This is a genomic window from Pseudomonas sp. GM102, assembly GCF_000282555.1.
Lineage (GTDB): Bacteria > Pseudomonadota > Gammaproteobacteria > Pseudomonadales > Pseudomonadaceae > Aquipseudomonas.
In genome coordinates, this window is record NZ_AKJB01000063.1 from 1 (window position 1) to 12,130 (window position 12,130).

A 12,130-nucleotide genomic window follows, 5' to 3' on the forward strand; every position below is an offset into this window, starting at 1 on the left:
TTGCCCGCGAAGAGGCCCTGACCTGCGCCCGACCCGCTTACGTCGGACAGGTCTCCTGGCCGTTATCCAGCCCTTGCTTGTAGCTGTGACTCTGCAGGCTGGCCTTGCCGTTGTGCCAGGTCAGCGTGAGCACGTACAGCGAGTCATAGTCGCTCGACTCCCAGTCATCGGTAATGTTCTGTTTTTTGCCGACGGCTTCCCCGGCGACTTTGTTGATCAGCTCGGGCAGGTAGCCGTGGGACCAGGCCGTATAAATGACCGAATTGTGATACTTGTCGTGCAGCAGTTCATCCGCCAGGTCGCTGGTGTCGTTGGCCGAGAAGTTGATGTTCACCGGCAAGCCGAGCTTGATCGCGCTGGGGCTGATGGTCATCAGGGGGCGGATGTAACTGTAGGAGTTATCCAGTTCGCCTTCCTCGACATTGCGCGTCGGGTTGGCGGCAAACACGTAGTTGGCCTTGCCGAATTTTTCCGGCAACAAGGTGGCCAGGTCGATGGCGCGGTTCAGCCCCTGACAATTGAGCTGACCCAGGCCGCCGGCGGGTTTTTCCGCGTGGCGCAGAAATACCAGCGTCTGGGTGCCATCCGCCGGTTGGGCGCGGCTTTCACTGGACTCAAGCGACAAGAACAACGCGCTGACCGCCAGCAGGGAAGGCAGGAAGATATAGGCGCGATGCTTGAAGCGTTGGGCGAATTTCAATGGATTCATCATCGAATTGGTCATCTTCAGCGCATTCGGTTAAGGCTGACAAACCTTGACACCGCGAGCTCCCAGCATCGGGTGTATTCCATGTCGTTGACCCGGTCCGTTTCCTACAGGGCAATGCTCAGAGTCCTCTGAAGCCCTTTGGTTCGATCCGAACGAGGTGCCCGGCACTTTAGCGGCAACCTTTAATGGATTAGGGGAAAGGTTATCGACAGGATGTTGCGGATTTATGGACACGGCACACACCTTACTCCTTGTAGGAGCTGCCGAAAGCTGCGATCTGTTGATCTTTCTCTTCGGCGCCCCCCTGAGGACGCCAAAAGATCGCAGCCTTCGGCAGCGCCTACATTATGATCTTCACTCCGTTTTTCCCGTGGATGCTCCTTATGACCGATTTGTCTGCATTCCCCATCACTCAAAAATGGCCGGCCCAGTACCCGGAGTGGATCCAGCTCTATTCCTTGCCAACGCCCAATGGCGTCAAGGTTTCGATCATGCTCGAAGAGATCGGGCTGCCCTACGAGCCGCATCGTGTGGGCTTCGACACCAACGATCAGCTGTCCCCCGAATTTCTCTCGCTGAACCCCAACAACAAGATCCCGGCGATCCTCGACCCTCACGGTCCGGGGGACCAACCGCTGGCGCTGTTCGAGTCCGGGGCGATTCTGATTTACCTCGCCGACAAGAGCGGGCAACTGCTGGCGCAGGAATCGGCGGCGCGTTATGAGACCCTTCAGTGGCTGATGTTTCAGATGGGCGGTATCGGGCCGATGTTCGGCCAGCTCGGTTTCTTCAATAAATTCGCCGGCAAGGACTACGAAGACAAGCGCCCTCGCGATCGCTACGTCGACGAAAGCAAGCGCTTGCTCAGCGTTCTTGAGGGCCGTTTGCAAGGACGCGACTGGATCATGGGCGAACGTTACACCATCGCCGACATTGCGACCTTTCCATGGGTGCGCAACCTGATCGGCTTCTATGAGGCCGGCGACCTGGTCGGCATTCAGAATTTCCCCAACGTCATCCGCGTGCTGGAACGTTTTCTGGCAAGGCCAGCGGTGATTCGCGGGCTGGAAATCCCCAAGCAACCCCTTTGAACCCCTCATCACCAAGGCAGGCAATGAGCTCATTCGATTTCAAGCAAGTAGATGTCTTCAGCCGCGTCGCGCTCAAGGGCAACCCGTTGGCGGTGGTGTTCGGTGCAGACCGGCTCAGCGATGAGCGCATGGCGGCGTTCGCGTCCTGGACCAACCTCAGTGAAACCACGTTCGTGCTCGAACCCCGGGACCCTCGGGCCGACTATCGAGTACGCATCTTCACCACGCTTCAGGAGTTGCCGTTCGCTGGTCACCCGACGCTCGGTACCTGTCATGCCTGGCTCGAGGCCGGTGGGGTGCCCAAGGGCGAGGAGATCATTCAGGAGTGCGGCGTCGGCCTGGTGCGGGTGCGTCGACAGGGTGCGGAGCTGGCGTTTCTCGCGCCACCGCTGCTCAGGTCCGGCCCGGTGGACACCGAACTGGTCGAGCGCGTACGGCGGGGCCTCGGCTTGGCGCCGGGCGCGATTGTACGGGCGCAATGGGTCGACAACGGTGCCGGCTGGCTGGCGGTGATGGTCGAGGATCGTCAGCAGGTACTGGACTTGCAGCCGGATCATTCGCAGATGCTGGGCCTCGCCGTCGGTGTCATCGCACCGTGGTGCGTCGAGCGCGATGGCGCTGAGGCGCAGTTCGAAGTGCGTGCGTTCATCTCCGGCGACGGCATGCCAGAAGACCCGGCCACCGGCAGCTTGAACGCCGGGATTGCCCAATGGTTGTTCAGCGAAGGGCTGGCGCCGGCGTCTTATGTCGTCAGCCAGGGCCTGACCATGGGCCGCGGCGGGCGGATTCAGGTCGAGCAGGTGGGGGAGGAGATCTGGATTGGCGGCGCAGTGGTGACGTGTATTACAGGAATACTGGCGATTTAACCTGTGGGAGCGGGCTTGCTCGCGAAAGCGGTGGGGCAGTCGACATCAATATTGAATGATAGGCCGCCTTCGCGAGCAAGCCCGCTCCCACAGGGTTCTGTGCTGGATGCGGGGATTGTTGCCGCCGCGGTAACGCAGTCTTGAGCGATCGAGGTTTGTGCCCCGCGCCTTGCAGGGCATAAGCTTCGCCCCCTATAAGTTTCGTCTTTTCCGCCGTTTTTTCAGGAAGACCCATGTCCAGTCAGTTCCCCGAAGCACGTCCACGCCGTCTGCGCCGCAATGCGAGCCTGCGCAGCCTGTTCCAGGAAACCGAGTTCAGCTTGAACGACCTGGTGCTGCCGATTTTCGTCGAGGAAGAAATCGACGATTTCGTGCCGATCAAGAGCATGCCCGGGGTGATGCGCATTCCCGAGTCGAGGCTGGCCGGTGAGATCGAGCGTTACGCTCGGGCCGGGATCAAGTCGGTGATGACGTTTGGCGTGTCCCATCATCTGGACAGCAATGGCAGCGATACCTGGAGCGACAATGGTCTGGTGTCACGCATGTCGCGCATCGCCAAAGACGCCGTGCCGGAAATGATCGTGATGTCCGACACCTGTTTCTGCGAGTACACCGACCACGGCCACTGCGGCGTGCTGCACCATCACGAAGTCGACAACGACCAGACCTTGATCAACCTCGGCAAACAAGCCGTGGCGGCCGCCCAGGCCGGCGCCGATGTGATCGCACCGTCGGCGGCCATGGATGGGCAGGTCCAAGCCATTCGCCGGGCGCTTGATGCAGCGGGTTTCAGCCAGACCGCGATCATGGCCTATTCGACCAAATTCGCCTCGGCGCTTTATGGCCCGTTCCGCGAGGCCGGCGGCAGTGCATTGAAGGGCGACCGCAAAAGCTATCAGATGAACCCGATGAACCGCCGCGAAGCCGTGCGTGAATCGCTGATGGACGAGCAGGAAGGTGCTGACGCGCTGATGGTCAAACCCGCCGGCGCGTACCTGGACATCATCCGCGACATTCGCGAAGCCTCGCGTTTGCCGCTGTCGGCGTATCAGGTGAGTGGCGAGTACGCGATGATCAAATTCGCCGCGCAGGCCGGGGCAATCGATGAAGACCGAGTGGTGCGTGAGAGCCTGGGGGCGATCAAACGCGCCGGGGCGGATTTGATCTTCACCTACTTCGCGATGGACCTGGCCCTGGCCGGGATCTAACTGTCTTGAATGATCGTTCCCACGCTCTGCGTGGGAATGCCTCCTGTGACGCTCCGCGTCACGCTTGTTGGGACGCGGAGCGTCCTTGGCTGCATTCCCACGCAGAGCGTGGGAACGATCATCAAAAGATCTTCAGCCGAAGAACGGCCGAATCCCACGGTCCCGGAAATACCGCTCGATCACCTTCGGATCGGCGCTGTAGTCGGCAATCGCCACATAGGTATCCGGCCGCAGCAGGTAAAACCCGTTGCGCGCCAGCCCTACCGTTTCAAACGCCGGTCGCCAGTCGAACACCTGCAACGGCAGGTGATGCTCGGTGCACCAGGCAATCATTTCATCGCTGGTGTCGCCATACACATGCACCTGCCAGCTCGGGTCCTTCAGCGATTCGAAATTGTCCCCTTCACCGTCGTGGGCCCAGGGTAGGCGATCACCGCCGTGAACATGGCCAGCAACACCTTCGCTCAACGGCATGCCGCGATAGTTGAGGGTGGTCTGCGACACCGTGCGAAACAGGAACTCCCGGGCCGCCTCAAACGAGATCATTTTCGGGATCAAAAAGGGTGCCACGCGAATACGCACCAAGTCGGCAATTGGCCCATCGGACGTAACGAAACTGAAGACCCGGTCGGTGGTGGCCACCAGTCGCCGGGCAAAGGCGATGCGTTCGGTTTCATAACTGTCGAGCAGTTTGGTCGTGGCGCCACCGCTCAAGACCGTTGCGAGTTTCCAGGCAAGATTGATCGCATCGCCAATTCCGGTATTCATGCCCTGGCCACCCGCCGGGCTGTGGACATGGGCGGCGTCACCCAACAGAAACGCGCGCCCGGTGCGAAAGTGATCCGCAACCCGGTGATGCACGCGGTAAGTCGAGAACCAGTTCACCTGATCGATCTGCACTTTTAGATGCTCGATGGCCCGGCTGCTGACGTCTTCAAACTGGAGGGTTTCAGCACGGTCGGCGCGTTCGTCGCGAACCGTGCCGATCAGTCGGGCGCGACCTTCGTCGGACAAGGGAAAAACGGCGAGAAAGTCGGCTTCGTCGAGATCCACATGCAGTTCACCGTTGAATGTGGGGCCGCGAGCTTGCACATCCGCCACGTAAAAAATCTGCTGGTAAGTGCCGCCCGGAAAACCGGTGTCCAGCGTCTTGCGCACAATCGACCGGGCGCCGTCGCAGCCCGCGAGGTAACAGGCCTGGCAGGTTTCCTGCTGGCCATCGGGCAAGCGCAGCCGGGCGGTGATGCCGTCGCCGGTTTCTTCGAAGCTTTGTAGTTCGGTATCGCGCTCCACTGTAATACCGAAGGCCTCCAGGCGTTCGATCAGCAGGCGCTCGTGCTCGTCTTGCGGATAGATTTCCAGAAACGCGTAGGGTGTCAGACCCTCGCCGATGGTGCTCAGCGGCAGGCGTGCGACGGGCTCGCCCTTGACCCAGAAATTCGCTGCGGCCACTTTATGGCCGTTTTGCACAACGGCGTCGCTGAGGTCGAGCTGGCTATACAGTTCAAGCGTTCGCGCCTGTACCGCCAGTGCACGTGAAGTGGTGCCGGGTGTCGACGTCTTGTCGATAATCCGTACCCGAATCCCCAGTTTGCTCAACCACAGCGCCAGTACCAGCCCGGTAGGGCCGGCGCCGATGATCAGCACGTCGCTACGGTTCATGAGCCTGTCCTCCACGGTGTGTGGATCAAGTATGGTTCAGCCCGAATGCACTGGCCTCCCGGCTGCCCAACGGAAAAACACGCAGCGCTACGGAGGAACAGTCCGCGACTGCCACAGTCATAGCCTGCGCCATGCCATTGATCGTATGGTTAACCCGGCTCAACGGATTTTGATGGAGCACCATGCAAGCTAATCGATTGATCATGAGCGTCGCGGCACTGTTGGTCCTGGCCGGTTGCGGTAGCCAACGCACGCAGGAACCGCCGGCCCGCAAGCCTGCGGAAGTCAAAGCCGAGATCATGCGTCTGCTCCCGGCCAAGACAGCCGACCGCCAGGGCTGGGCCACGGACATCTACGCGGCGTTTGCCGCGCAAAAGATTTCACCGACCACGCAAAACCTGTGTTCGGTACTCGCGGTCACTGAGCAGGAATCGACGTTTCAGGCTGATCCGCGGGTGCCGGGCCTGGGCAAGATCGCCCGGGACGAGATCGACCGCCGCGCCGCCAAGGCCCATATTCCCGGCTTGTTGGTGAGCGGTGCGTTGCAGGTCAGTTCACCCAATGGCAAAAGTTACAGCGACCGGCTGAATGCCGCGCGCAGCGAAAGAGAACTCAGCGCGATTTTCGATGACTTCATCGGCATGGTGCCCATGGGGCGGACGCTGTTTGATGGTTTCAACCCGGTGCACACCGGCGGGCCGATGCAGGTCAGCATCGATTTTGCGGAGCAGCAGGCGCGGGATTATCCCTACCCGGTGGACGGCTCGATTCGCCGCGAAGTGTTTACGCGTCGCGGTGGCCTGTATTTCGGTATTGCCCATTTGCTCGGTTATCCGGTGAGCTACGAGCAGCCGCTGTATCGCTTCGCCGATTTCAACGCCGGTTGGTACGCCAGCCGCAATGCGGCGTTTCAAAATGCGGTCAGTCGTGCGACGGGCATTCCGCTGGCGCTGGATGGCGATCTGGTGCGCTACGGCTCGATCATGCCTGGCACCACGGAATTGGCGGTGCGCACTCTCGGCAAGCAACTGGACATGCGCAACCTGACCATTCGGGATCAATTGGAGGAGGGTAAAGGTCTCGAGTTCGAGGACACCAAGCTGTATCGACGGGTCTTTGCCTTGGCCGAACAGGCCGAAGGCCGGCCATTACCCCGAGCGGTGTTGCCGGGGATTGTGCTGCAAAGCCCGAAAATCACCCGCAAGCTCACCACGGCGTGGTTCGCCAAGCGGGTCGATGAGCGTTATCAGCGCTGTATGAAGCGCGCGGGGATGTGACTGGACCGAAAATGGTCAAAAAACCAACGCTTGACTGACAATTCGAACGCAATCTTCAGCAGCTGCTACAAAGAGAGAGTCGCAGAGGAGATTTAGTCATGTACCAGCTCTACGGGCATCAGAATTCGGGTGCGGCCGCCATCGAAGCCGCGCTGGAACTGTGCGAGGTTGCTTATCGCTTCATCGATGTTTCTGCGTCCCCGGAGGCGGTTCAGGCGCTGGAGAAGCTCAACCCGCTCAAGCAGGTTCCCACCCTGCTGCTGCCCGATGGCGGCGTTCTCACCGAGAGTGCGGCCATTCTTATTCATCTGGGCCTCACGTTCCCGGAGTCGAACCTGTTGCCGGAAAACCCGATCAAGCGTGATCAGGTGATTCATGGCCTGGTGTACATCGTCAACAATTGCTACGCGGCCATTGGCATCATCGATTACCCCGAGCGCTGGCTGGCCAAGGTTGATGAGTCAGCCCGGCAAAACCTCATGGCCGGTGCCCGCCAGCGGCTGCATTGGAGTTGGGAGGTGTTTGCCGATCAGTTCGCCGGCAAGTTGTACCTGGGCGAGGGAGCGCCTGGCGCGCTGGATATTCTGGCTGCGGTGGTGACACGGTGGGCGGGCACTCGGGAGCACTTGCGCGCTGCGCGGCCGGGGTTCTCCGCCTGGCTTGAACGCTTCGACCGGCACCCGGCATTGGCGCCGGTTTTCGCGCGGCATTGGCCATCCTGAAGAACACTGCTAATCAAAATGTGGGAGCGGGCTTGCCTGTGGCGAGGGAGCAAGCTCCCTCGCCACAGGCAAGCCCGCTCCCACAGGGGGATTTGCGGTGTGCTGGAATCACTCGCCGCGAATGTACTGCTCCAGCTGCCGAATCAGTTCAGCCTGTTCGGCAATGGCTTCCTTGACCAGGTCTCCGATGGACAGCAAGCCGATCAACTCACCGTTTTCCACCACTGGCAAATGCCGCAGGCGTTTTTCGGACATGATGCCCATGCAGGTTTCGACGGTTTGATGGGTGTCCACGGTGATGACCGGCGCCACCATGATGTCGCTGACTGGTGTGCCGACAGAGGAGCGCCCCTTGAGCACCAGTTTGCGCGCATAGTCACGCTCGCTGATGATGCCGACGACCTTTCCCTCTTTCAGCACCGGTAACGCGCCGACGTTTTTTGCGGCCATCACCATCAGCGCTTCCAGCACCATTTGATGCGGTGCAATGGTGTGGACTTCCTGATTCTGTTGGGCCTTTAACTTGAGCAGTTGGGCGACGGTTTTCATGGCGGTTTCTCGGGTGTTGTCGTTGTTCTTGAAGAATCGTAGAGACGCGCTCACAGAGCAAGGCAGAAAGCGGCAGATAACACGCAAATAGCGTCATTCAGCGATTTTTCTTTGTAAAAGCCCGACGAAAATCCAGTAGGAGCGAGGCTTGCCCGCGAAGAACGATGACGCGTAATACCTGAAAAACCGCGGCGCATTCTTCGCGGGCAAGTCGGATCGCCGCACCGCTCGCTCCTACAGGTTTCACCGGCGTTAGGGCAATCCCCCGCACCACACCGGCGATCACGCGTAGAATTACCCCTTGAATCAGATCGTTGAGGTTGCAGTGGTGGATTTACAGCAGGGCTTCGTCCTGACCCGGCATTGGCGCGATACCCCGGCCGGCACGGAAGTCGAGTTCTGGCTGGCGACCGATGCCGGTCCCCGGCGTATCCGCCTGCCGCATCAACCGTCGGTAGCGTTCATTCCGGCAGCCCAGCGTGAGCAAGCCGAAGGGCTGCTGCACGGCGAAAAAAATGTCGAGCTGAAGCCCTTGGCCCTTCTGGACTTCGAACACCGCCCGGTGCTCGGCCTGTATTGCCAGCAGCACGGTCAGTCGATGCGCCTGGAATCCGCGCTGCGCAAATCAGGCGTCGAGGTATTCGAAGCCGACGTCCGCCCACCGGAACGCTACATGATGGAGCGTTTCATCACCGCTCCCGTTTTGTTCGGCGGCACACCCAGCGCCGAAGGCCTGCTGCTCGACGCGCAAATGAAACCCGACCCCGGCTACCGACCGAATCTGCGGCTGGTCTCGCTGGACATCGAAACCACCGCTCAGGGCGAGCTGTATTCCATTGCCCTGGAAGGCTGCGGCGAGCGGCAGGTGTACATGCTCGGGCCACCCAATGGCGATGATAGTGGGGTGGATTTCCAGCTCGAATACTGCGACTCGCGAACCCTGCTGCTGAAAAAACTCAATGAATGGTTCGCCCGGCATGATCCCGACGCCATTATCGGCTGGAACGTTGTGCAGTTTGATCTGCGCGTACTGCACGAACATGCCAGGCGCTTGGCGGTACCGCTGAAGCTGGGGCGTGGCGGCGAAGAAATGCAATGGCGCGAGCACGGCAGTCGCAATCATTACTTCGCTTCGGCTGCCGGCCGGTTGATCATCGACGGCATCGAATCGCTGCGTTCGGCGACCTGGAGCTTCCCCTCGTTCAGCCTGGAAAACGTCGCACAAACCCTGTTGGGCGAGGGCAAGTCGATCGACAACCCGTACCAGCGCATGGACGAAATCAACCGCATGTTCGCCGAGGACAAACCGGCCCTGGCGAAATACAACCTCAAGGACTGCGAACTGGTGACGCGGATCTTCGCCAAGACCGAACTGCTGACCTTCCTGCTCGAGCGCGCCAGCGTCACCGGTTTGCCAGCGGACCGCAGCGGTGGCTCGGTGGCGGCGTTCACTCACCTGTATATGCCGTTGATGCACCGTCAGGGCTTCGTCGCGCCGAACCTTGGCGGCAAACCACCGCAGGCCAGCCCCGGCGGTTTTGTCATGGACTCCCAACCCGGGCTATACGAATCGGTGCTGGTGCTTGACTACAAAAGCCTCTACCCGTCGATCATCCGCACCTTCCTGATCGACCCGGTGGGCTTGATCGAAGGGCTCAAGCATCCCGACGACAGCGAGTCGGTGCCGGGCTTTCGCGGTGCACGTTTTTCAAGAACCCGGCATTGCCTGCCTGCCATCGTCGCCCGGATCGCCGAAGGTCGCGAAACCGCCAAGCGCGAACACAATGCGCCGTTGTCCCAGGCCCTGAAGATCATCATGAATGCCTTCTACGGCGTCCTCGGTTCCAGCGGTTGCCGCTTCTTCGATACACGGCTGGCCTCGTCCATCACCTTGCGTGGACACGAGATCATGTTGCGCACCCGCCAGTTGATCGAAGCCCAAGGCCACGCGGTGATCTATGGCGACACCGACTCGACCTTTGTCTGGCTGCGTCGCGCCCACGGTCAGGCAGAAGCCGCGCAGATCGGTCATGCGCTGGTGGATCACGTCAACCAGTGGTGGCGCGAGCATGTGAAACAGCAATACGGCCTGGAAAGTGCCCTGGAATTGCAGTTCGAAACCCACTACAAGCGCTTTCTGATGCCGACCATTCGCGGCGCCGAGGAGGGCAGCAAGAAGCGCTATGCCGGATTGGTCACCCGCGCCGATGGCACCGATGAAATGGTCTACAAGGGCCTGGAAACCGTGCGTACTGACTGGTCACCGCTGGCCCGGCAATTCCAGCAGGAGTTGTACCTGCGCATCTTCAATCGCAAGCCCTATCAGGATTACGTACGTGACTATGTGCGCAAGACGTTGGCCGGTGAGTTCGACGAGCGTCTGATCTACCGCAAACGCCTGCGTCGTACCCTCGACGACTATCAACGTAACGTGCCGCCCCATGTGCGGGCCGCGCGGATCGCCGATGACTACAACGACCAGCAGGGACGACCGCGGCAATATCAGAATGGCGGCTGGATCAGTTATGTAATCACCGTCGCCGGCCCCGAGCCGCTGGAAATCCGCAGCGCGCCCATCGACTACGACCATTACATCACCCGGCAGCTGCAACCGGTGGCGGATGCGATCCTGCCGTTCGTGGATGACGATTTCTCAACGCTGATTGGGGGGCAGTTGGGCCTGTTTTGAGTCCAGCAGCGACAACGTCCAGTCATCCGGTATGCCGTGAAAATACTGATCCAGCGCCTGATGGAACAGGCTGCCTTTGGGCGAAACCTGGGCGAACAGCGTCATCGATGAGTGAAACTTGAGGTTGTCGGGATGACCGAAAATCTTGGCGATCGAGCTTTGAGGAATGTCCAGAACCAGTTGCGTGCACATGCGCAAGCGTGGCCCCAGTAACGGATGCTTCAGATACGCGGTGGCTTCTTCACTGGAGCGAATGGCAAAGTAGCGGGACATCTCGCTGTCACCCAATCCGGAAAACTGCGGAAAGATAAACCACATCCAGTGCCGGCGCTTCTGGCCGGCGCGTAGCTCCTCCTGCACCCACTCGAACACAGGGTTCTGCGCCTGGACGAAGCGTGGCAAATTGAAAGTGTCGAGCTGATCGGTACTTCTCATGCCGATGCCCTCTGACAGCACCGCGATGGCTCAGACCATGGCCAACCGCTGCTTACGTTGTGGCGCGCGAAAAGCTTGGTCCAGCGCCTCCAGATCCCCGACTTCAAGCTGCAATTGCGCCGCTTGCGCATTGAGCTGCACGTGCTCGGGACGGACCGCTTTGGGGATGGCGATCACGCCGTTCTGACGCAGAATCCATGCCAGCGCTACCTGCGCAGTTGTCGCCTCGTGACGGGCGGCAACCTGCTTGAGTGTCGAATTGGCCAGCATGTGCCCGCCCTGGCCGATCGGACAATAAGCCATTACCGGCATCCTTTGATGTTGGCTCCAGGGAAGCAAATCGAACTCGATGCCGCGTTCTTCCAGGTTATACAGCACCTGATTGGTGGCGCAGGCCGGGGAGGCCAGTTCTTCCAGGTCATCCAGGTCGAAATTGGACACACCCCAACGGCCGATCTTGCCATCTTCGCGCAGACGTTCGAAGGCTTCGACGGTTTCCACAAGGGGATAATCGCCGCGCCAGTGCAACAGGTAGAGATCGATGTAATCGGTATTTAACCGCCGCAGGCTGCGCTCGCAGGCCTGGGGGATGCCTTTGCGGCTGGCGTTGTAGGGGTAGACTTTGCTGACCAGAAAAACCTGGTCGCGCCTGCCTGCGATGGCTTCACCCACCACCTCTTCAGCGCCTCCTTCAGCGTACATTTCAGCGGTGTCGATCAGGGTCATGCCCAACTCAATGCCCAAACGCAACGCTGCAACTTCCTTTGTGTGTCGGGAGCGTTCCTCTCCCATGCGCCAGGTTCCTTGGCCGATGACCGGCACTTGGCTGCCAGCCAGCTCAAGAGTACGCATGCATCCTCCTTTCTAAACTCCGATCGATACTTCAGTTGGCAGCAAAATGGCCCGGTGGTTCCGTGGCGAT

General features: G+C 60.2%; 11 protein-coding genes and 1 pseudogene. 7 read left to right on the plus strand and 5 right to left on the minus strand.

What is annotated here, in order from left to right:
• Positions 1-37 precede the first annotated feature (37 nt).
• Positions 38-712, minus strand: coding sequence for a hypothetical protein (locus tag PMI18_RS13280; protein WP_033036520.1), 675 nt, complete (start codon positions 710-712; stop codon positions 38-40).
• Between the two features lie 380 nt (positions 713-1,092).
• Between PMI18_RS13280 and PMI18_RS13275 the strand changes: the two genes are divergently transcribed.
• From PMI18_RS13275 to hemB, 4 genes and pseudogenes are all read left to right on the plus strand, one after another.
• Complete coding sequence (locus PMI18_RS13275; protein WP_007901691.1) at positions 1,093-1,800, plus strand: glutathione S-transferase family protein; 708 nt, start codon at positions 1,093-1,095, stop codon at positions 1,798-1,800.
• A gap of 23 nt (positions 1,801-1,823) precedes the next feature.
• Positions 1,824-2,666 carry a PhzF family phenazine biosynthesis protein gene (locus PMI18_RS13270; protein WP_007901693.1) on the plus strand — a complete coding sequence of 281 codons (843 nt, stop codon included), beginning with the start codon at positions 1,824-1,826 and terminating at the stop codon, positions 2,664-2,666.
• A gap of 3 nt (positions 2,667-2,669) precedes the next feature.
• Positions 2,670-2,774, plus strand: a pseudogene (locus PMI18_RS31945) (metal ABC transporter ATP-binding protein); the annotation flags it as partial.
• A gap of 125 nt (positions 2,775-2,899) precedes the next feature.
• A complete protein-coding gene (gene hemB, locus PMI18_RS13265; protein ID WP_007901699.1) occupies positions 2,900-3,874 on the plus strand; it encodes a porphobilinogen synthase in 975 nt (324 codons plus the stop codon).
• 132 nt (positions 3,875-4,006) lie between these two features.
• On the opposite strand, the gene PMI18_RS13260 is transcribed toward hemB, so the two are convergent.
• A complete protein-coding gene (locus tag PMI18_RS13260; protein WP_007901702.1) occupies positions 4,007-5,536 on the minus strand; it encodes an FAD-dependent oxidoreductase in 1,530 nt (509 codons plus the stop codon).
• A 182-nt stretch (positions 5,537-5,718) separates the two neighbouring features.
• Here PMI18_RS13260 and PMI18_RS13255 point away from each other — a divergent pair, with 182 nt between their 5' ends.
• Positions 5,719-6,813 carry a DUF1615 domain-containing protein gene (locus tag PMI18_RS13255; protein ID WP_007901704.1) on the plus strand — a complete coding sequence of 365 codons (1,095 nt, stop codon included), beginning with the start codon at positions 5,719-5,721 and terminating at the stop codon, positions 6,811-6,813.
• Positions 6,814-6,911: 98 nt separating this feature from the next.
• Entirely contained in the window at positions 6,912-7,535 is a 624-nt protein-coding gene (locus tag PMI18_RS13250; RefSeq protein ID WP_007901705.1) for a glutathione S-transferase N-terminal domain-containing protein, read from the plus strand.
• A gap of 108 nt (positions 7,536-7,643) precedes the next feature.
• Here the strand turns inward: PMI18_RS13250 and PMI18_RS13245 are convergent, their stop codons facing one another.
• Entirely contained in the window at positions 7,644-8,084 is a 441-nt protein-coding gene (locus tag PMI18_RS13245) for a CBS domain-containing protein (protein ID WP_007901706.1), read from the minus strand.
• Positions 8,085-8,412: 328 nt separating this feature from the next.
• Between PMI18_RS13245 and PMI18_RS13240 the strand changes: the two genes are divergently transcribed.
• Positions 8,413-10,773: a DNA polymerase II gene (locus tag PMI18_RS13240; RefSeq protein ID WP_162131374.1), complete on the plus strand. Its 2,361-nt coding sequence runs from the start codon at positions 8,413-8,415 to the stop codon at positions 10,771-10,773.
• On the opposite strand, the gene PMI18_RS13235 is transcribed toward PMI18_RS13240, so the two are convergent.
• Together PMI18_RS13235 and PMI18_RS13230 are read right to left on the minus strand one after the other, a co-directional pair.
• Entirely contained in the window at positions 10,738-11,208 is a 471-nt protein-coding gene (locus PMI18_RS13235; protein ID WP_007901709.1) for a DUF1810 domain-containing protein, read from the minus strand. The two genes, PMI18_RS13240 and PMI18_RS13235, sit on opposite strands and share 36 nt — an antisense overlap.
• A gap of 30 nt (positions 11,209-11,238) precedes the next feature.
• Entirely contained in the window at positions 11,239-12,060 is an 822-nt protein-coding gene (locus tag PMI18_RS13230; RefSeq protein ID WP_007901711.1) for an aldo/keto reductase, read from the minus strand.
• Positions 12,061-12,130: the final 70 nt, after the last annotated feature.

Bases quoted from the DNA above. Each gene is read 5' to 3' on its own strand.
- PMI18_RS13280 (WP_033036520.1), bottom strand. From the start codon at position 712: ATGATGAATCCATTGAAATTCGCCCAACGCTTCAAGCATCGCGCCTAT.
- PMI18_RS13275 (WP_007901691.1), top strand. From the start codon at position 1,093: ATGACCGATTTGTCTGCATTCCCCATCACTCAAAAATGGCCGGCCCAG.
- PMI18_RS13270 (WP_007901693.1), top strand. From the start codon at position 1,824: ATGAGCTCATTCGATTTCAAGCAAGTAGATGTCTTCAGCCGCGTCGCG.
- hemB (WP_007901699.1), top strand. From the start codon at position 2,900: ATGTCCAGTCAGTTCCCCGAAGCACGTCCACGCCGTCTGCGCCGCAAT.
- PMI18_RS13260 (WP_007901702.1), bottom strand. From the start codon at position 5,536: ATGAACCGTAGCGACGTGCTGATCATCGGCGCCGGCCCTACCGGGCTG.
- PMI18_RS13255 (WP_007901704.1), top strand. From the start codon at position 5,719: ATGCAAGCTAATCGATTGATCATGAGCGTCGCGGCACTGTTGGTCCTG.
- PMI18_RS13250 (WP_007901705.1), top strand. From the start codon at position 6,912: ATGTACCAGCTCTACGGGCATCAGAATTCGGGTGCGGCCGCCATCGAA.
- PMI18_RS13245 (WP_007901706.1), bottom strand. From the start codon at position 8,084: ATGAAAACCGTCGCCCAACTGCTCAAGTTAAAGGCCCAACAGAATCAG.
- PMI18_RS13235 (WP_007901709.1), bottom strand. From the start codon at position 11,208: ATGAGAAGTACCGATCAGCTCGACACTTTCAATTTGCCACGCTTCGTC.
- PMI18_RS13230 (WP_007901711.1), bottom strand. From the start codon at position 12,060: ATGCGTACTCTTGAGCTGGCTGGCAGCCAAGTGCCGGTCATCGGCCAA.